The organism is Cryobacterium sp. BB307 (genome assembly GCF_012274275.1).
Lineage (GTDB): Bacteria > Actinomycetota > Actinomycetes > Actinomycetales > Microbacteriaceae > Terrimesophilobacter.
Window position 1 is genome coordinate 605311 of record NZ_JAANZA010000002.1, and the last position, 18959, is coordinate 624269.

Genomic DNA, 18959 nt, shown 5'->3' on the forward strand with positions numbered 1-18959 from the left:
TCGTCGCCCAGGTGCAGCTCAACCGCGCCCACCGACCGGTGCTGCGCTTCTCGCTCCCCCATCATTGGGCCGAGCGCGCGATGCGCGCCAGGTCCATCAGGTACGGATGCCGCGGGTCACGCAGCACCTCCTCGACCGTGCCGTCACCGATGACCATGCTTCGCTGCAGCACCAGCACGCGATCGGTCAGGCCGGCCGCGACCTTGAGGTCGCTGCTGACGATCAGCGCGGAGAATTCGCGCTGAGTCCGCAAGTCGCGGATGACATCGAGCACCTCTTCGCGGACCGTGACGTCCACACCGCGGGTCGGTTCGTCCGCAACCAGCAGCGCCGGCTCGAGCACGAGGGCACGGGCGAGCGCGATGCGCTGACGCTGACCACTGGACAGCTCGTGCGGGTACTTGTGCATGACAGACAGCGGCAGCCGCATCGAGTCGATGAGCGTCGCGACGGCCGTGCCGGCCTCGCGGGAGCTGAACTTTCGGTCGCGGGAGTAGATCGGCTCCGCGACATTCTCTGCGCAGGTCAGCCGGGCATCCAGCCGCTCGGCGCCGTCCTGCGCCAGGTAGCCGATGTGGAACTGCGTGCGTGCCCGCCGGAAGCGGTTGATGTTGCGCGCCTTCGCCCCGAGCACGCTGAGCGAGCCGCCGAAGATCTCCGGGTAGCCGATCTCCGGGTCTCCCCTGCCTGCGCGCAGCGCGACCGTTGCCGCCAGCGTCGACTTGCCGGAGCCCGCCTCACCGACCACTCCGAGGAAGTCGCCGACCTGCACCTGGAAGGTCACGCCGTTGAGAGCCAGGGTGCGCGAGCGCACGTCACGCGACCGGTAGTGAACTGACAGATCGTTGGCGTCGATGACCGGCATCAGGGCGCCTCCCGCAGGAGACGCAGTTCTTCGCGGCGTTTCCCCTGCTCGATCGGGTCGGGGACGGGGAGGGAAGCGAGCAACCGCTTGGTGTACGGATGCTGGGGCGCGCCGAGCACCTGCTCGCCGGTTCCCTCTTCGACCAATTCCCCCTTGTAGAGCACGGCGATGCGGTCGGCGAGCATATCCACCACGGCGAGATCGTGGCTGATGAACAGGGCCGCGAACCCGAACTCGTGCTGCAGTTCGGCGAACAGTTCGAGCACACGCGCCTGCACCGACACGTCGAGCGCACTCGTAGGCTCATCGGCGATCAGGAGCTTCGGCCGCAGCGCGAGCGCTCGGGCGAGGCTGGCGCGCTGGCGCTGGCCGCCGCTCAGCTCGTGCGGGAAGCGGTCTCCGAAGCCGATCGGCAGCTGCACTGCCTCGAGCAGCTGGTTGACCCTCGCCCGTGCGTCATCCGGATTCGCCGCCTCTGAGTGCACGACAAGCGGTTCCGCGATGGCCTCCGCGATCGTGAGCAGCGGGTTGAAGCTGGTTGCCGGGTCCTGGAAGACGAAACCGATGTCCTTGCGAAGCGGTCGGATGTCGCTCTCCTTGGCCCCGTTGAACTCGGTGCCAAGGACCATCAGCGAACCGCCGGTGACCCTGGTCAAGCCACCGATCGCCCTTCCGATCGTCGTCTTTCCGGAGCCGCTCTCGCCGACCAGGCCGAGCACTTCGCGCGGGCCGATCTCGAAGTCGACCCCCGCGACGGCGCGGAACCCGCCGCGGCCGAAGCGCCCCGGGTAGACGATTTCGAGGCCTCGCGCCACGACGACCGGCTCGGCGTTGACCTTGTCCCGCTCCACCGCCCGTGCGCGGGCCGCCTCCCTGCCTGCACCGATGTATGGCACCGCGGCGAGCAGGCGCTTGGTGTAGTCGTTCTGCGGATTGGCGAACAGCTCCGTGGCCGTGGCTTGTTCGACGACTTCACCCTGGTACATCACGGCAACGCGGTCGGCCAGGTCGGCGACGACGCCCATGTTGTGGGTGATGAGCAGGATGCCCGCGTTGAACTCGTCGCGGAGGCGTCGCAACAGGTCGAGAATCTCCGCCTGCACTGTGACATCGAGCGCCGTCGTCGGTTCGTCGGCGACGATGAGCTCTGGGTCGAGCACGAGCGCCATAGCGATGACGATGCGCTGTTTCTGGCCTCCAGAGAACTGGTGCGGATAGTGGTCCACTCGGTGCTCAGGATCCGGGATGCCGACCTTCCGCAGGATGTCGATCGACTTCTCACGCAGCTCGCCGTTGCTGTAGTTGCCGTGTGCGCGAAGACCCTCCGCGATCTGCCAGCCGACCGTGAACACCGGATTGAGTGCGGTTGACGGCTCCTGGAAGACCATCGCAACGCTGGTGCCGCGCAGCTGGCGCAGCCGCTCGCCGGACACCTGCACGATGTTCTCTTGCCCGATGAACACGGCTCCGGATGTCGTTGCGGTCTCCGGCAGCAGGCCGAGGATGGTCTTCGCGGTGACGGTCTTGCCGGATCCGCTCTCCCCGACCACCGCGAGCACCTCACCCGCCGCGACGTGGAGACTCACCCCGTCGACCGCTCGGACGTCGCCGCTGTCGGTGGCGAAGGTGACCTCGAGGTCCTCGATGCGAGCGGCCTGCTCGCCCTTGGCAAGCCTGCTCATTCGGGTTTCTCCAGTTCGTCGACCTCATTCGCCGTCGCCGCGGCAGCGGGCGAGGCTATGGCCCGGTGACGAGTGCGCAGCCGCGGGTCGGCGAGGTCGTTCAGACTCTCCCCGACGAGGGTGATGCCGAGCACCACCAGCACTATCGCGAGACCCGGGTAGAGCGCGGTCCACCAGATCCCGGATGAGACGTCCGCGATCGACCTGTTGAGGTCGTACCCCCACTCTGCGGCGCTCGTCGGCTCGATGCCGAAGCCCACGAAGCCGAGGCCCGCGAGTGTCAGGATCGCCTCAGAGGCGTTGAGCGTCAGGATCAGCGGAAGAGTCCTGGTCGCGTTGCGCAGCACGTGCCGGAACATGATGCGCATGTTGCTCGCGCCGATGACCTTCGCCGACTCGACGAACGCCTCCGCCTTGATGCGTACGGTCTCAGCGCGCACAACACGGAAGTACTGCGGGATGAACACGACGGTGATCGAGATCGCCGCCGACATGATCCCGCCGAGCAGGCTCGACTGACCACCCGAGATCACGATCGACATGACGATCGCGAGCAACAGGGACGGGAACGCGTAGATCGCATCGCAGACGACGACGAGGATGCGGTCGAGCGTGCCGCCGAAGTAGCCGGAGAAAACACCGAGCAGCACCCCGATGATGAGTGACATGGTGACGGCCACGACGATCACCAGCACCGCAGTCTGGGCACCCCAAATCGTGCGCGAGAGGACGTCGTAGCCGCTGACGGTGGTCCCGAACAGGTGCTCAGCGCTCGGCGGCTGCTGGGAACCGAAGCGGCCGGACTCGTCCCGCAGCTGCGCGAAACCGTAGGGCGCGAGCAGCGGTGCAAGGGCGGCAGTCAGCAGGAAGAGCGCCACCAGCACGAGGCCGGCGACAAGCATCCCGCGCTGCAGTCCGACGCTTTGCGCCAGCTGCTTGACGAGCGGCAGCCGCGACCACAGGCTGCCCTTGGGGTTCACTACGACGGGTGTCGCAGCCATGTCAGTACCTCACCCTCGGGTCGATGAGCGCGGCGATGATGTCGACGATGAAGTTGCTGACGGCGACGATCACCGCGAGCAGGGCGACGATCCCCTGCACTGCGACGAAGTCACGCGACGACAGGTACTCGACCAGGATGAAGCCGAGGCCCTTCCACTCGAACGTGGTCTCGGTGAGGACAGCTCCTCCGAGCAGCAGGGCGATCTGCAGGCCGATCACAGTGATGATCGGGATGAGCGCTGGCTTGTAGGCGTGCTTCCTGACGAGACGCAGCTCGCCGACGCCGCGTGACCGGGCTGAGTCGATGTACTCACGCCCGAGCGTTCCGATGACGTTGGTGCGCACGAGCCGGAGGAAGACCCCGGCGGTGAGCAGGCCGAGGGCGATGGCGGGTAGGACAGCGTGGGCGAGCACGTCCCAGACGTTATCCATGTCCCCGGTGCGGAACGCGTCGATCAGATAGATGCCGGTCGGGTTATCGAGCAGCAGGAGGTCGAGTTCCGTTCTGGTCGATGCGCGCCCAGACACCGGAAGCCAGCCGAGCCAGACGGAGAAGACCAATTTGAGAAGCAGCCCGGAGAAGAACACCGGCGTTGCGTAACAGAGGATCGCGAACACGCGAAGCGAGGCATCCTGCCACCGGTCGCGCAGATAGGCGGCCAGCAGCCCAAGGGGGATTCCGACAACAAAAGCGACGATGAGCGAATAGAAGACCAGTTCGGCCGTCGCGCCGCCGTAGGTGAGGAGCACTTCGCTCACCGGACGGTTGTCGCTGATGGTGGTGCCGAAATTGCCGGTGAAGACCTGGCCGATGTACTCGACGTACTGAACCCAGATCGGCCGGTTGTATCCGGCGGCTTCCTTGCGCTCCTCCAGCTGGTCCGGGCTGAGCCGGCCGCCGAGGGAGGCGGTGATCGGGTCGCCGATGAGCCTCATCAGGATGAACACCATCGTCACGAGGATGAACACCGTTGGGATGATGAGCAGCAGCCTGACCAGGATGTAGCGGCCGAGGTTGCCTCCGCCCTTCACCCTTTCGGTCGTCGTGCCATCCAGTGGCGCCGACGGGGAAATCTCAGTGGTTGTCATGACCGCCTAACTGATGAGCCGAACGTGCATGGAAGGGGGTGACCCGCGCGTGGTGCGAGTCACCCCCTAGACGGCTGGGACGATTTTAGCCCCAGACCGTCGGTCCGACTACCTGCTCAGTGTGGTGAAGCGGAACTTGAACGAACCGTCGAGCGTGTCGCTGACACCGTCGATGTCGGTACCGGCGACAGCCACCTGAGCGCCCTGCAGGAGCGGAAGGGTGGACAGTTGGGCCGCAACCATCTCCTGGGCCTCACCCAGCATCTGCAGGCGGGTGTCCTCGTCAAGCTCGACCGCTTGCTGGGCGATCAACTGATCCACCGCAGGGTCGCTGAAGTGGTTCACGAGGAAGTTCTCTGTGCGGAAGAACGGCGACAGGTAGTTGTCGGCGTCCGGGTAGTCCGGGAACCAACCCAGTTGGAAGATCGGGTACACGTCAGCGACTCGGTCTTCGTTGTACTGCACCCACTCGGTCGACTGCAGGTTGACCGTGAAGAGGCCGGATTCCTCGAGCTGCGACTTCACGAGCGCGTACTCGTCACCCGAGCTCGCACCGTAGTGGTCCGGGTTGTACTGCAGGTTGATCGCGAGCGGCGTGGTGACGCCGGCTTCTTCGAGAAGGGCTGTTGCCTTGTCGACGTCCGGGCCGCCGTTGCCGTCACCGTAGAGGTCCTTCAACGGCTGGGTGGCGCCGGGCAGGCCATCCGGAACGTAGGAGTACAGCGGCACGTAGGTGCCCTTGTAGACCTGGTCGGAGATCTCGGCGCGGTCGATCACGTTTGCCATCGCCTGACGCACTGCGAGAGCCTTCGCGGGGTCAGCTTCGGGAGTCGAGGCGCCGAACGGCATCGTGTTGAAATTGAACACTATGTACCGGGTCTCTCCACCCGGTCCGGTGTGGACTGTCACGTTGTCGTTGTTCGACAGGTCCTCGACGTCGGTGGCCGAGAGGCTGCGGGTCGCAACGTCGATGTCACCCTCCTGAACGGCCAACTTCATGTTGGACTGGTCGGCGAAGTAGCGCAGGTTGATCGTCTGCGTCTTCGGGGTTCCGAGCAGGCCCTGGTAGCCGTCGTAGGCCTGGAACTGCACCAGGTCGTTGAAGCCGTACCGGGTGATCGTGTACGGGCCCGCGAATGCGTTGGCGTCGACGATCTCATCATCAGGGGTGACCTCGGTTGGCGAGAAGCTGTCCTCGTCGACGATCACGCCAGCGGGGCTGGAGAGGATCTGGAGCCAGATCTGGTCGTTCTCCGCCAGCAGGTTGAACACGACCGTCGTGTCATCCGGCGCCTCTGTGCTCTCGAGGTTGGCGAGCAGCGCGCTCGGCCCATTGGGGTCGGCGATCGCGACCTGGCGGTCGAAGCTGAACTTCACATCGGATGAGGTGAGCGGGTTGCCGTTGGCGAACTCGAGGCCCTCCTTCAGTTTGACCGTGAACTCCGTCGGCGCCGTGAACTCAGCCGATTCGGCGATGTCCGGCTCGAGTTCTGCGCTTCCCGGAACCGAGTTCATGAGGAACGGGAAGACGTTGTTCATCAGGAAGAACGAACCGTTGTCGTACGAGCCGGCCGGGTCGAGTGTCGTCACCTTGTCGGTCGTTCCTACGATGATCGCGTCGGAGCCGTTGTCGTCACCGCCGGTATTGCCACCGGCGCAACCGCTGAGGACCAAGACCGCGGCGGCGGTACCGCCAAGCACGGCCAGTGCGCGTTTGCGCGACGATGATGCGGATGTCATGTCCGTCTACCCCTTTTCTGTTGTGAGAACGGGCCGCCACTGAACGCAGTTGAGGCCCCTCGCTGCACCGTCAGTCTTAACACAGCAGCCTGAGCCGATCGCTCACGTAACTCTCAGGGAGCGGGAGACGTTACTTATCTGCAACGGGAGGGCGCGGAACCTGGGTCTGACTGCTCCTCCACAGGTGGCCCGGGAAGTAGTTTCTAACAGATTCTCAAATATGCTTGTGTAGCTGTGTTCGAGGCTGGGACAATTGATGCATGACCAGTTCCGCAGCTACGTTCAGCACCTCGCTCGAGGTTCTGCTGGCCGCGGCCGCCCGGATCGGCGCCGACGCGCCCGGTGCCCGGGCGCTGGGTGACAAGCAGCTTCTCAAGGCGCAGGCATCGTTGGCGGAGGCGAAGCGCAGTCTTGATGCTTGCGCGTCGGTGCTGGCCGGTGAGGTGGTGCGCCGCTCATCGGTGGAGGCGGGTTTCGGTGGGCTGGCCCGGAAGGAGGGGTTCCGCACCCCGGAAGCGCTGATCCGCGGGGTGACCGGGTCGACGGCGCGGGAGGCGACCACGCTCGTGCGGGTCGGCACCATGATGAATGACGCCGACCTGCTGCAGAACGCCGAGAGCGCCGGCATCGACGACCCGGCGGGGCTCGCGGCGATGATGACCGAGCCGTGGCTCGCAGCCGTCGGGAAGGCCGTTGCTGCCGGGTTGCTGGCGGTGGCCGGTGCGGAGGCGATCCGCACGGGACTCGGCCGACCCGGACCCGGCGTCACGACCGAAGACTTGACGGGTGCAGCGACCCGACTTGTTGCCACCGCATCCGAGCGTGCGGCCGGCACCACGCCCGGTGGCGCGCTCGATGCCGAGCAGCTGTTGCGCCTCGCCCGGGCCGCCCGGGATGACCTGGATGCCGCCGGGATCGTGGAGCGGGAGCGGCAGCGCCGGGCCTTGCGGTCGTTCCGCAGGTGGAAGCGGGATGACGGGATGACCCGGTACACCTGGGACCTCGACCCGGAGGGCGCCGCGCTGATCGATGACGTCTACGACAAGCTCACCTCACCACGCCGGGGCGGACCCCGCTTCACCACCGGTCCGGAGCAGGCCCGGGCGGAGCAGATTATGGCCGACACCCGCACCACCGAGCAGCTGGCCTCGGACGGGATGCTGGAGCTGATCCAACTGGCCCTCGACACCGACCCGCAGGGTGTGGTCGGGGTGAACCGGCCAGCGGTGCGGGTGCTGGTGGCCGCCACAGACTTGACCGACCGGACCGGTCGGGGCTGGATCGAGGGCCAGGACTACCCGGTGTCGATCGCCACCGTGGAGCGCAACGCCTGCCTGAACGGCATCGAGCTGATCGTCTTCGACGACCGCCCCCTCCCCGTCAACCTCGGCCGCGAGCAGCGCTTCTTCAACCGGGCCCAACGCCGGCTGCTGGCCGCCCGCGACGGCGGCTGCGCCTGGCCCGACTGCGACCGACCCCCGGAATGGACCGAGGCCCACCACATCCGCTGGTGGGAACGCGACGGCGGGACAACCGACATCGACAACGGCATCCTGCTCTGCCGCCACCACCACCTGCTGCTGCACGACGAGGGCTGGGAGATCGAAACCCGCGACCACGACCCGCTAGCCCGGTTCTGGCTCATCCCACCCCGCGACATCGACCCCAGCCAGACACCCAGGCCGATGCCATCCAAATCCCCGGCGCTGAACGACGCCCTCACCGCGGCCGCGCGACATCACGCCACCTGAAGCACTCGGGGAGAACTCTGCCCGGCGACGGGTTTCGACAAGCTAGACCACCGGAATGCGCGGATCTCGACAAGCTCGACCCCCGGGGGCTAGTCCGGGCCGAACGTCCGCCGCTCCTGCTCTACCCGCACGAGCTCGGTCTGGAGCTCACGGAAACGCTCTGGCTCGGCCGTCGCATCCGTTCGCTGCAGCCTGCCGAGCAGGTCTGCCTTCCGCGATAGCAGGTCGCGGGCGATGAGAGAGCTTGTGATCCCTTTGCAGTAGACAGTGAGTTCGCGCCCATCCTGCTCCGGGATCGGGGCGACACTGAGCTGCTTCACCAGATCCGCGAACGGCTCCGGCACCTCCGAGATGACCCGTTGCAGCCACTGGGGCGACTCGAAGTCGTCGAGGGTGGCCGCGATCGCGTCACGCACGACAGCGAGGGATGCGTTGGCCATCCTCACCTGACTGGCCCGGGTCGCATACTCACGGCCCACCTCGGCCGGTTGCTGCAGGATCGCCATCAGGGCATCCCTCTCCAACCGGGTCGCAGGGTCGGACGGGAGGTCGGTGATCGACGCACGCGGTCTCTCGGCGCTCTGGCTGGGCTGCTCCTGAGGATCGCCCTGCGGACGCCTCGGTTGCCCCGCTGGCGCTCCCTTGTCCGCGGCGTCAACTGCCTTGGCGACGTCACTCGGGTCAATGCCGAGCCAGCCCGCAAGGTTGCGGATGTAGCCGGCGTGCAGCGCACGATCCCGGATGCCTGCGACCACCGGCGCTGAGGCCCGCAGCGCCGCCACGCGACCCTCGACAGTGTCGAGGTCGTGGTCGGCGAGCCGGCGGCGGATCATGAACTCGAACATGGGCTTGCGGCTCTCGACGAGGGCACGCACAGCGCCATCGCCGCGCTGCAAGCGGAGGTCGCACGGGTCGAGTCCCTCCGCCGCGACGGCGACGAAGGTCTGCGCGGCGAACCGCTGCTCCTCGGCGAAGGCTCGGCTCGCGGCCTTCTGACCCGCCTCGTCGGGGTCGAAGGTGAAGATGACCTCTCCGGTCGCCGTGGTGTCGGAGTTCGCGACATCGCCGAGCACACGGCGCAGCACCGTGATGTGGTCGCCGCCGAACGCGGTCCCACAGGTGGCGACCGCGGTCGTGACTCCGGCCAGATGGCAGGCCATCACGTCGGTGTAACCCTCGACCACGACCACCTTCTTGCCGCGCGCGATGTCGCGCTTGGCGAGATCAAGTCCGTAGAGCACCTGCGACTTGTGGTAGACAGCGGTCTCCGGTGTGTTCAGGTATTTCGGACCCTGATCGTCGTCGAACAGCCTGCGGGCGCCGAAGCCCAAAGTCTGCCCTGTCGTGTCCCGGATGGGCCACACCAGGCGGCCGCGGAACCGGTCGTACAGGCCACGGTCGCCCTTACCGACGAGTCCGGCACCGAGCAGTTCCTCCTCGGTGTAGCCAAGCGACTTCAGGTGCTTACTCAGCGCGTCGTAGCTCTTCGGCGCGAACCCGACCCCGAAATGGGCGGCCGCAGCCGGGTCGAAGCCGCGTTCGCCGAGGAAACGGCGGCCGGCATCCGCTCCCGGGGTGGCCAGCTGGGTGACGAAGAACTCGGCAGCAGCCTGGTTCGCCCCGAGCAGTCGGGAGCGGGCACCTTGGTCGCCGCGGCCCTTGCCGCCGTCCTCGTAGTGCAGCTCGTAGCCGATCCGCGCAGCCATGCGCTCGACCGCATCCGTGAACGTGACGTGATCCATCTTCTGCAGGAAGGTGAAGACGTCACCGCCCTCACCACAACCGAAGCAGTGGTAGAAGCCTGCGGCCGGGCGCACATGGAAGCTTGGGCTGCGCTCGTCGTGGAACGGGCAGAGCCCCTTGAACGACCCGACCCCGGCGCCCTTCAGCGTCACGTAGTCGCCGACGATGTCGACAATGTTGATCCGAGCGCGCACCTCGTCGATGTCGGAGCGTCGGATGAGGGCCATGGCGATGATTCTAGGCCGCGGGTGGGACCTGGCCGGCCGCACGCTCACGGGTCAGCGGGTGCGTGAGGTCACCAGTCGCTCGTGCCATGCCAGTGCGGACTGGTCGGTGAGGCTGGCGACCTGGTCGACGACGGAGCGCTTGCGTTGTGCATCTGTCGCGGCGTCCGCCCAGTCCGCCGCGAATCCGGAGTCCATCGCATCCGGGCCGATGGCGAGGATCGCGTCGGCGAGCTCGTGCAGCATCTCCCGCTGGCGTGCGTAGATCGGCTGCCGAGTGTTCTTGGACATCACGAACGCGGCGACGATGCCCTTCAGCACCGCGATCTCGGCGCGGATCTCGCGCGGCACGACGATGGTGGCACCGAACCGGATGAGCTTCCCGTCGCCATGCTCGGCCATCGTCGCCTTGGTCGCGGCGGCCGCGAAGCGGCCGATGAGCTGGCTGGTGAGGTTCTTCAGGCCCGCCTGGGCGCGGCGGCTGCCGTCCCATTCGGCGAGCCAGACGTTGAGGGAGTCGAGCCTGTCGAAGGCGGCGATCAGCTCGCTCTTCTCGAACTCGCCGCCGATCCATTCGAACATCGAGTCGACGAGCTCGTCGTGGTCAACGCGGGAGTCGAGCGCACGCACGTCGATGTAGCCGCCGACGACCGCGTCCTCGAAGTCGTGCACCGAGTAGGCGATGTCGTCGGAGAGGTCCATGACCTCAGCTTCGATGCACAGGCGGCGATCGGGTGCCCCGGCTCGCAGCCACCTGAAGGCGGGTTCGTCGTCCTCATAGAAGCCGAACTTGGCGCGACCGCTGGGGTCGCCGACCGCGGAGCTCGCAGGCCACGGATACTTGCAGCTCGCATCGAGGCTCGCGCGCGTCAGGTTCAGCCCGAAGGGCTGGCCGTCGGGCCCGAACACCTTCGGCTCGATCCGGGTGAGCAGCCGCAGCGTCTGGGCATTGCCCTCGAAGCCACCGATGTCCAGGCTCCACGCGTTCAGCGCCCGCTCGCCATTGTGCCCGAACGGCGGATGCCCGAGATCGTGCGACAAGCAGGCCGTGTCGACGACATCCGGGTCCAGGCCGAGGCTCGTTGCGAGCTCGCGCCCCACCTGGGCGACCTCGAGCGAATGGGTGAGCCGGTTGCGCGCGAAATCGACGCCCGCAGTCGGGCTGAGCACCTGCGTCTTGGCCGCCAGGCGGCGCAGGGCACTCGAGTGCAGCACGCGGGCACGGTCGCGTGCGAAATCGCTACGTGGGTTGGAGTGCTCCTCGGGGACGGCGCGCTCCCGGTCGAACGCGGTGTACGCCTCAGCCACCGGTCGTGTCCGCTTCGCCTTCCGTGAGCTGGCCGCGGTGAGCGGCGTCCAGCTCCTGGCTCACGAGCCAGCCATCCGGCAGGGCAGGGCGCTTGGGCGAACCGGCTCGGCCGCGGGGACCCTCAACCGCCTCGCCCGGGTAGGGCAGCGACCAGTCGAGGGTTCCGAGCAGGTCATCGAGCTGCTGCAGGCTCTCCACCGTCGCCAGTGCGGAGCGGAGCTCGCCGCCTACCGGGTAGCCCTTGAAGTACCAGGCGACGTGCTTGCGGATGTCACGGCACGCGCGATCCTCATCATCGAAGAACTCGACGAGCAGCTCGGTGTGACGCCGGATGGCGGCGGCAACCTGCCCGAGGGTCGGCTGGGCGTACGGTTCGGCATCCGCGTGACCGTCACGGGCCCTGAACGCCGAGACCAGGTCACCGAACAGCCACGGCCGGCCCAGGCATCCGCGGCCGACGACCACTCCGTCGCATCCGGTCCGCTCGACCATCCGGACCGCGTCGGCGCCGGACCAGATGTCACCGTTGCCGAGGATAGGCACGTCGGTCACCGTCTCCTTGAGGGTCGCGATGGCCGACCAGTCGGCGTTGCCGCTGTAGAAATCGGATGCGGTGCGGGCGTGCAGGGCGATGCTCGCGACACCGGCGTCGCGCGCAGCCTTGGCCGCCTCCAGGTAGGTCAGGTGGTCGGCGTCGATGCCCTTGCGCATCTTCACCGTGACGGGAACGGAGCCACCCGCCTTGACTGCACCCTCGACGATCTCGCGGAACAGGCTGAGCTTCCACGGCAGCGCCGCTCCCCCGCCCTTGCGGGTCACCTTAGGCACCGGGCATCCGAAGTTCAGGTCGATGTGGTCGGCGCGGTCCTCGGCGACGAGCATGGTCACCGCCTCTGACACCGTCTTCGGGTCGACGCCGTAAAGCTGGATGCTGCGGGGCGTCTCGGACTCGTGGTGCGAGATCAACCGCATGGTGGCCGGGGTGCGTTCGACAAGGGCGCGGCTGGTGATCATCTCGCTCACGTACAGTCCGGCTCCGTACTCCCTGCACAGGCGGCGGAACGCGGTGTTGGTGATGCCGGCCATCGGCGCCAGCACGACCGGTGCGTCCAGCTCGATCGGGCCGATCTTCAGCCCATGGACGGCAGCGTTCGGCACCGTCGAACCCGCACCCGTGGTGCTCGTTGCGGTGGTGTCGAGGACAGTCATCCGACAATTCTCCCAGAAAGTGCGGCGCGCGCCTTCTTCCCGGCTTCACCCGGCCACTACTTCCATCCGGTTTGAACTCTGGCTGACGGGGCCGAACTGGACATCGCTACTCCTTCGCGGCGAGGTAGGCGAGCGCCGCAACAACCTGCGCTTGCACTCCGATCGTCAGTGTCGGATCGATCACGGGGGCGAAGCGCGGTGAGTGATTGGCCGGGACGTCCTGCGACACCGTGCCCGTGTCGACCGCGCGCTGGTACGCGGCGGGATCGACCCCGCCGACGAACCAGAACGTGTACGGGACGCCGAACGCATCCGGGATCCGGCTGAAATCTTCAGACGCGGTCTGCGGAGCGGCACGCTGCACCGTGTCGGCGCCGAAGTGGGCGGTGAAGACCGCGGTGACGCGCTCGGTCACTGCGGCATCGTTGCTCGTGAGCGGGAACTTGTCGTAGGGCTCGATGTCCGCCGGCCGGGGCGCACCGGATGCCGCGCATTCGCCCGCGACGATCCGCTCGATCGAAGCGAGAATGCGGTCGCGCAACGTGGTGTCGTAGGTGCGCACGTTCAGCAGCAGGGTGGCCTGCTCCGGGATGATGTTCGACTTGGTTCCGGCGTTCAGCGCGCCGACCGTGACCACCGCGAACTCGCCCGGTCGGGTCTCTCGCGAGACGATCGTCTGCAGCTTCAGCACGATGGATGCCGCGAGCACCACAGGGTCGACCGACAGGTGCGGCATCGAGCCGTGGGCACCCGCGCCGTGGACGGTGATCTTGATCGAGTCGCCTGCGGACAGCACAGGACCGGCGGCGGTGGCGACGATTCCGGCCGGCAGCGGCATGACGTGCTGGGCGAGTGCGACATCCGGTTTCGGCAGCTTGGCGACGAGCCCGTCTTCGACCATCGCCTTCGCGCCGGCGCCGATCTCCTCGCCCGGCTGGAACAACGCGATGTAGGTGCCCGCCCACGATCCGCGGGCGGAGGAGAGCAGTTTGGCCGCCCCCAGCAGCGCGGCAACGTGCAGGTCATGACCGCACGCGTGCATGACCCCGTTGACCTCCGAGCTGTACGGCAGCCCGGTTGCCTCGCTGACCGGCAGCGCGTCCATGTCGGCCCGCGCGAGCACCACCGGTCCCTCACCATTGGCAAGCACGCCCACGACGCCGGTGCCGCCGATGCGGATGACATCGAAGCCGAACGACGCGAGGTGCTCGTGCACAAGCTTCGAGGTCGTGTGCTCCTCGAGGCTCAGCTCTGGCCGGCGGTGGAGATCGGTGTAGAGGCGCCGCACCCACTCGAGCTCGTTCTCGAGCCCGGCCAGCACATCCTCGAGAACACGCACGTGGATTCCCCTCTCGGCGCCGCCCTGCCGACAGCATAATTCGGGCGCGGCAAATGCACGTGATCGCTCTTGCCGGGCGAACTACAGTGGCTGCATGACCGAACCATCCGGACGCGAGCGCGTCGAAGCGGACGCCGCGGCACGCGGCCTCGACATCGAGATCGTCGACAGGGTCGGGGCGACGAGCCTCGAACACGCAGCGGAGCTGCTCGGGATCGACCCGTCGGCGATCGTCAAGACGCTCGTGGTGAAGCACAAGGACGGCTCATACCTTTTCGCACTCATCCCGGGCGACCGCCAGATATCGTGGCCAAAGCTGCGCGCGGTGGTCGGTGTGAACAAGCTGTCACTTCCGGACGAGACACGGGCGCTCGAGGCGACTGGCTACTCCCGCGGAACGATCACCCCGCTTGGAAGCACAACACCCTGGCCGGTCTACGCGGATGCGAGCATGGTCGGCAAACGGGTATCCCTAGGCGCGGGCGAACGTGACATCAGCCTGTTCGTCGACGCCGATCAGCTCCTCGCCGCATGCGATGCGACGGTGACGGACATTACGGAGCCGCTGTAGCGGCCTCCTCGCTCTCCAACGCCGCGACCGCGGGGACAGCACACACGCCATCGACGCACGCCGCGGCATCTGCATCCCCGATCATCGTGAACACGGGCTTGTCGCCGCTCACGACGAAGCCTTCTCGTCGCGCACCTGCTGCAGCACCTGCGCGAAGGTCGCCGCTTCCTGCGCTCCGGAGACCCCGTACTTGCCGTCGATGACGAAGAACGGAACACCGCGGATGCCGTATTGCATCGCCTGGGCCTGATCGGCCTTCACCGCAGGCAGGTACTCTTCCTCGGTGAGCGAGCGGATGACATCCGCCCGGTCGAAGCCGACCTCGACCGCGAGGTCCGCGAGGTCCTCGATCCGACCGACGTGGTGGCCCTCCTCGAAGTACGCCTTGAGCAGACGCTCCTTCATCTCGAGCTGCTTGCCCTTGGCCTTCGCGTAATGCAGCAACTCGTGCGCCTTGATGGTGTTGGTCTGCTTGACCGAGTCGAAGTCGTAGTCAAGGCCGACGGTGCTGGCGATGTTGGTGACGTTGGCGAGCATCCCGTGCACTTGGTCGAGCGGCATTCCCTTGCGCTCGCTCAGGTAGTCGGCGGTGCTGCCCTCGTAGTCAACCGGCGTGTCAGGGGCAAGTTCGAAGGAGTGGTACTCGACTTCGACATCTCCACCGAACTGCTCGGCACCTGCCTCGAACTTCCGCTTGCCGATATAGCACCACGGACACTGCACGTCCGACCAGACGTCAACCTTGATCTTTTCGCTCATGCTCAAGACAACCGGTGCGTATGTATCTTTCATTCCCTGCATCGGGAATGAAAGGCGTGTTTCATGCGTTTGCATCTATAACGGGCGGCAAGCCCAACGAGAGAAGGGACATCGACATGACTCGATTCACAGGCAAGACAGCATTGGTGACTGGCGGCGCGAGCGGCATCGGCAAGGCAGCGGCGAAGCAGTTCGCGGCTGGCGGCGCGAACGTCGTGATCGGCGACATCCAGGAAGAGGCCGGTGCGGCTGTAGTCAAGGAGATCACGGATGCCGGTGGCAACGCCCTCTTCGTGAAGCTCGACGTCACCAGCGAAGACGACTGGAACGCCGCAGTCGCGAAGACCGTGGAGACCTACGGTGGGCTCACGACCCTCGTGAACAACGCGGGCATCGGGGACACGCTGCCGATCGAGGAGACCCCGGTCGAAAGCTGGAACAAGGTCATCGCGGTCACCCAGACCAGCGCGTTCCTCGGCATGAAGGCCGCGAGCGAGGCGCTGCAGGCATCCGGCAATGGCGCGGTCGTCAACATCAGCTCGATGTACGGCATCGTCGGCGGACTCGGCGGGCCGAGCTATGCGGCCGCGAAGGGCGCAGTGCGCATCCTCACCAAGAACACCGCACTCGGCTGGGCCAAGAAGGGCGTGCGCGCCAACTCAGTGCACCCGGGCTACATCAACACGCCGATCCTCGGTGAGACCGACCGCAAGTACCTCGAAGACACCACCCCGATGGGTCGCCTCGGCGAGCCAGAAGAGGTTGCGAATGTCATCGCCTTCCTCGCGAGTGACGAGTCGTCGTTCATGACCGGCTCCGAGGTCGTCGTCGACGGTGGGTACACCGCCGGCTGACGCCGCCCGCCCTGCCAGCGGCCCGCACCATCTGATGTGCGGGCCCCCGCTGCGCAGGCCCTGTTAAGCAGGAGATTCGGCCCCGAATTGCCTAGTTCATTGGCATCCGGGGCCGTTTCGTCTCAGAAGTCCTGCAGAACAAGGGATGTCCTGCATAACAGGAGTCGCCTGCTGACCGGAAGGCCAGCCGCTCGAGGCGATGGAGCCGGTCAGACGCCGAGCAGGCGCTCCGCGAGGTAACCCTTCAGCCGGTCGAGCGACACGCGCTCCTGCTCCATGCTGTCGCGCTCGCGCACCGTCACCGCCTTGTCTTCGAGGGTGTCGAAGTCGACGGTGATCGCGAACGGCGTTCCGATCTCGTCCTGACGCCGGTAGCGGCGGCCGATCGCGCCCGCGTCGTCGTAGTCGACGTTCCAGAGCGTGCGCAGGTCGGCGGCCGCCTCTTTGGCGATCGGCGACAGCTGCTCGTTGCGCGACAGCGGCAGCACCGCCGCCTTCACCGGCGCTAGCCGCCGGTCGAGCCGCAGCACCGTGCGCTTGTCGACGCCGCCCTTGGTGTTGGGCGCCTCGTCCTCCGCGTACGCCTCGACCAGGAACGCCATCATCGAACGGGTCAAACCGAACGACGGCTCGATCACGTGCGGGGTGTATCGCTCGCCGCTGGCCTGGTCGAAGAAGCTCAACTCGGTGCCGGATGCCGTGCTGTGCGATCCGAGGTCGAAATCGGTGCGGTTGGCGATGCCCATGAGCTCGCCCCACTCCGAGCCCTGGAACCGGAACCGGTACTCGAGGTCGATCGTGGCCGCCGAGTAGTGCGCCCGCTCGCCGTCGGGAACATCGAACTTGCGCAGGTTGTCTGGGCTGAGCCCCAAGTCGACGAACCAGTTCCAGCACGCCTCGACCCACTCGTCGAACCACTGGTTCGCATCCGCCGGCGGGGTGAAGAACTCGATCTCCATCTGCTCGAACTCGCGGGTGCGGAAGATGAAGTTGCCCGGCGTGATCTCGTTGCGGAACGCCTTGCCGATCTGCCCGATGCCGAACGGCGGCTTGCGCCGAGCCGCGGTCACGACGTTGTTGAAGTTCACGAAGATGCCCTGTGCGGTCTCAGGGCGCAGGTAGTGCAGCCCCGCCTCGTCATCCACAGGGCCGAGGAACGTCTTCAGCAGTCCGGAGAACTCGCGCGGCTCCGTCCATTTGCCGCGGGTACCGCAGTTCGCGCAGACGATGTCCGCCCAGCCGTTCTCCGGCGCGCGGCCCTTCTTGTCTTCGTACTCCTCGAGCAGGTGATCAGCGCGGTACCGACGATGGCAGTTCAGGCATTCGACGAGAGGGTCGGTGAACGTCGCAACGTGACCGGATGCCTCCCAGACGGCCTTCGGCAGGATGATCGACGAGTCGAGGCCGACCATGTCCTCGCGGCCGCGCACGAACGTCTGCCACCACTGGCGCTTGATGTTCTCCTTGAGCTCGACACCCAGCGGGCCGTAATCCCACGCCGAACGAGACCCTCCGTAGATCTCTCCCGCCTGGAACACGAAACCACGGCGCTTGGCCAGTGAGATGACGGATTCGAGCGGGGAGGCGTCGGCCACGTTTATTCAACTCCAGGTGGGGTGGGATGCGCGGATCGGCGCAGGGATGGCCCTGCGAGCGCGGTGCACACCAGTCTAGGGCGACGAAGGCGGCGGTCTCAGCGCAGCACGCGCACCACGGCGTCGACGTCGGACTCGTCGTTCCAGAGGTGGAACGCGGCGCGAGCGCGGCCGGCGCGGCCGGACACCGTGATGCCCGCGGCGATGAGCTTGCCGACGTCAGCCTTCTCCGGGTCCTCCCAGGTGACGATCGCCTGGTGCTGCTGCTCGATGCCGAGCGCGTCGCACAGTTGGTCGCCGAGCCCGGATGTTCTGGCCCAGACCTCCGCGATGTCGAGGCCGGCGAACATCCGCACGGCCGGTTCCGCGCCCGTCCAGGCCGGCCAGGCCGGGGAGACGTCGAAGCGGCGCGCGGTGGGCGCGAGTTCCATGCCGGGGCCATAACAGGACGCCCACACATCGTCGCCCGCGTACCAGCCGGCCTGCACCGGCACCAGTTCCTCAAGGAACCGGTCCGATACGGCCATGAAGGCCACGCCGCGTGGGCTGCACAGCCACTTGTAGGCGTGGCAGATGGTCGCGTCGAACACGGATGCGTCGACCGGATGCACGCCCGCTGCCTGCGTGACGTCGCACACAGTGCGGGTGCCGAAGCGTGCGGCCGCGGCGATGATCGCCGGCACGTCTGCGATGCGGCCCGTGGCGGACTGCGCGAGGGAGAAGACGACCGCCCAGGTGTTCGCTCCGACCGAGAAGGCGACCTCCTCCAGCGGAACGCTCGTGACGCTGATGTCGCGCCGCTGCAGGAACGGGAACACGATCGAGCTGAAGTCTCCGTCGACGACGACCACCTCGGCACCGGTAGGCACCGCGGCGGCGATGACGCTCGCCATCACCGAGGTCTGCGAGCCGGTGGCGACACTGTCGGCCGGCACGCCGACCAGCCGGGCGAAGCTGGCCCGCGTCGCGTCGACGATGCCGTCGTAGTCCGTCGGGTTGCGCGTCGCCGACGCCCACAGCTCGAGGTCGTTCTTCTGGGCCTCGATCGTCTCCCTGGTCGGCAGGCCGATGGAGGCGGCGCCGAGATACCCGCGTGCCGCTTCCGGCCGGAAGCTGTCGATGGCCGCCCGCAACTCTGGGGACGGCGCGCGGCGCGGGGCCGCTGAGGTCGTGGTCATGCCTCTATCCTGCAACGCATCGGGTGCGCTGTGGCAAGGCCTACGGCCT

16 protein-coding genes are annotated in these 18959 nt (G+C 67.0%); 3 read left to right on the top strand and 13 right to left on the bottom strand.

Features of this window, described 5'->3' with window-relative positions; all coding sequences use genetic code 11:
* Positions 1-61 precede the first annotated feature (61 nt).
* The 5 genes from HGK58_RS10250 to HGK58_RS10270 all read right to left on the bottom strand — a co-directional run bounded on the left by HGK58_RS10250 (position 62) and on the right by HGK58_RS10270 (position 6378).
* Positions 62-865, bottom strand: coding sequence for an ATP-binding cassette domain-containing protein (locus HGK58_RS10250; protein ID WP_210422820.1), 804 nt, complete (start codon positions 863-865; stop codon positions 62-64).
* Positions 865-2547 (bottom strand): ABC transporter ATP-binding protein, encoded by a 1683-nt coding sequence (locus tag HGK58_RS10255; protein WP_168627474.1) that lies wholly within the window; start codon positions 2545-2547, stop codon positions 865-867. Before HGK58_RS10255 ends, HGK58_RS10250 begins: the two co-directional genes overlap by 1 nt.
* Positions 2544-3548 (bottom strand): ABC transporter permease, encoded by a 1005-nt coding sequence (locus HGK58_RS10260; RefSeq protein WP_168627475.1) that lies wholly within the window; start codon positions 3546-3548, stop codon positions 2544-2546. Before HGK58_RS10260 ends, HGK58_RS10255 begins: the two co-directional genes overlap by 4 nt.
* A 1-nt stretch (position 3549) precedes the next feature.
* Positions 3550-4638, bottom strand: coding sequence for an ABC transporter permease (locus HGK58_RS10265; protein WP_168627476.1), 1089 nt, complete (start codon positions 4636-4638; stop codon positions 3550-3552).
* Positions 4639-4746: 108 nt separating this feature from the next.
* Positions 4747-6378 (bottom strand): ABC transporter substrate-binding protein, encoded by a 1632-nt coding sequence (locus HGK58_RS10270; RefSeq protein ID WP_168627477.1) that lies wholly within the window; start codon positions 6376-6378, stop codon positions 4747-4749.
* A 260-nt stretch (positions 6379-6638) separates the two neighbouring features.
* Between HGK58_RS10270 and HGK58_RS10275 the strand changes: the two genes are divergently transcribed.
* Positions 6639-8129: an HNH endonuclease signature motif containing protein gene (locus tag HGK58_RS10275; protein WP_168627478.1), complete on the top strand. Its 1491-nt coding sequence runs from the start codon at positions 6639-6641 to the stop codon at positions 8127-8129.
* 89 nt (positions 8130-8218) lie between these two features.
* Here the strand turns inward: HGK58_RS10275 and dnaG are convergent, their stop codons facing one another.
* The 4 genes from dnaG to HGK58_RS10295 all read right to left on the bottom strand — a co-directional run bounded on the left by dnaG (position 8219) and on the right by HGK58_RS10295 (position 13953).
* Positions 8219-10099: a DNA primase gene (gene dnaG / locus HGK58_RS10280; protein WP_168627479.1), complete on the bottom strand. Its 1881-nt coding sequence runs from the start codon at positions 10097-10099 to the stop codon at positions 8219-8221.
* 51 nt (positions 10100-10150) lie between these two features.
* Positions 10151-11404, bottom strand: coding sequence for a deoxyguanosinetriphosphate triphosphohydrolase (locus tag HGK58_RS10285; RefSeq protein WP_168627480.1), 1254 nt, complete (start codon positions 11402-11404; stop codon positions 10151-10153).
* On the bottom strand, positions 11397-12614 hold the full coding sequence (gene dusB, locus HGK58_RS10290; RefSeq protein WP_168627481.1) for a tRNA dihydrouridine synthase DusB: 1218 nt from the start codon (positions 12612-12614) through the stop codon (positions 11397-11399). The genes HGK58_RS10285 and dusB overlap by 8 nt, the downstream gene beginning before the upstream one ends.
* Positions 12615-12720: 106 nt before the next feature.
* Positions 12721-13953 carry an amidohydrolase gene (locus HGK58_RS10295; RefSeq protein WP_168627482.1) on the bottom strand — a complete coding sequence of 411 codons (1233 nt, stop codon included), beginning with the start codon at positions 13951-13953 and terminating at the stop codon, positions 12721-12723.
* Between the two features lie 94 nt (positions 13954-14047).
* Between HGK58_RS10295 and HGK58_RS10300 the strand changes: the two genes are divergently transcribed.
* Positions 14048-14524: a YbaK/EbsC family protein gene (locus tag HGK58_RS10300; protein WP_168627483.1), complete on the top strand. Its 477-nt coding sequence runs from the start codon at positions 14048-14050 to the stop codon at positions 14522-14524.
* Here HGK58_RS10300 and HGK58_RS13930 read toward each other — a convergent pair.
* The gene (locus HGK58_RS13930) at positions 14508-14636 is read right to left on the bottom strand and encodes a hypothetical protein (protein ID WP_255506679.1); all 129 of its coding nucleotides are present in this window, start codon (positions 14634-14636) and stop codon (positions 14508-14510) included. The two genes, HGK58_RS10300 and HGK58_RS13930, sit on opposite strands and share 17 nt — an antisense overlap.
* Positions 14633-15283 carry a DsbA family oxidoreductase gene (locus HGK58_RS10305; protein ID WP_168627484.1) on the bottom strand — a complete coding sequence of 217 codons (651 nt, stop codon included), beginning with the start codon at positions 15281-15283 and terminating at the stop codon, positions 14633-14635. The genes HGK58_RS13930 and HGK58_RS10305 overlap by 4 nt, the downstream gene beginning before the upstream one ends.
* A gap of 116 nt (positions 15284-15399) precedes the next feature.
* On the opposite strand from HGK58_RS10305, the gene HGK58_RS10310 reads away from it, so the two are divergent.
* Positions 15400-16137, top strand: a complete 738-nt coding sequence (locus HGK58_RS10310; RefSeq protein ID WP_168627485.1) for a glucose 1-dehydrogenase — start codon at positions 15400-15402, stop codon at positions 16135-16137.
* Between the two features lie 209 nt (positions 16138-16346).
* Here the strand turns inward: HGK58_RS10310 and HGK58_RS10315 are convergent, their stop codons facing one another.
* Positions 16347-17732 carry a glycine--tRNA ligase gene (locus HGK58_RS10315; RefSeq protein WP_168627486.1) on the bottom strand — a complete coding sequence of 462 codons (1386 nt, stop codon included), beginning with the start codon at positions 17730-17732 and terminating at the stop codon, positions 16347-16349.
* 98 nt (positions 17733-17830) lie between these two features.
* On the bottom strand, positions 17831-18910 hold the full coding sequence (locus tag HGK58_RS10320; RefSeq protein ID WP_168627487.1) for an aminotransferase class V-fold PLP-dependent enzyme: 1080 nt from the start codon (positions 18908-18910) through the stop codon (positions 17831-17833).
* Positions 18911-18959 lie beyond the last annotated feature (49 nt).

Bases quoted from the DNA above. Each gene is read 5' to 3' on its own strand.
- HGK58_RS10310 (WP_168627485.1), top strand. From the start codon at position 15,400: ATGACTCGATTCACAGGCAAGACAGCATTGGTGACTGGCGGCGCGAGC.
- HGK58_RS10260 (WP_168627475.1), bottom strand. From the start codon at position 3,548: ATGGCTGCGACACCCGTCGTAGTGAACCCCAAGGGCAGCCTGTGGTCG.
- HGK58_RS10275 (WP_168627478.1), top strand. From the start codon at position 6,639: ATGACCAGTTCCGCAGCTACGTTCAGCACCTCGCTCGAGGTTCTGCTG.
- HGK58_RS10320 (WP_168627487.1), bottom strand. From the start codon at position 18,910: ATGACCACGACCTCAGCGGCCCCGCGCCGCGCGCCGTCCCCAGAGTTG.
- HGK58_RS10255 (WP_168627474.1), bottom strand. From the start codon at position 2,547: ATGAGCAGGCTTGCCAAGGGCGAGCAGGCCGCTCGCATCGAGGACCTC.
- HGK58_RS10270 (WP_168627477.1), bottom strand. From the start codon at position 6,378: ATGACATCCGCATCATCGTCGCGCAAACGCGCACTGGCCGTGCTTGGC.
- dnaG (WP_168627479.1), bottom strand. From the start codon at position 10,099: ATGGCCCTCATCCGACGCTCCGACATCGACGAGGTGCGCGCTCGGATC.
- dusB (WP_168627481.1), bottom strand. From the start codon at position 12,614: ATGACTGTCCTCGACACCACCGCAACGAGCACCACGGGTGCGGGTTCG.
- HGK58_RS10300 (WP_168627483.1), top strand. From the start codon at position 14,048: ATGACCGAACCATCCGGACGCGAGCGCGTCGAAGCGGACGCCGCGGCA.
- HGK58_RS10305 (WP_168627484.1), bottom strand. From the start codon at position 15,283: ATGAGCGAAAAGATCAAGGTTGACGTCTGGTCGGACGTGCAGTGTCCG.
- HGK58_RS10265 (WP_168627476.1), bottom strand. From the start codon at position 4,638: ATGACAACCACTGAGATTTCCCCGTCGGCGCCACTGGATGGCACGACG.
- HGK58_RS10250 (WP_210422820.1), bottom strand. From the start codon at position 865: ATGCCGGTCATCGACGCCAACGATCTGTCAGTTCACTACCGGTCGCGT.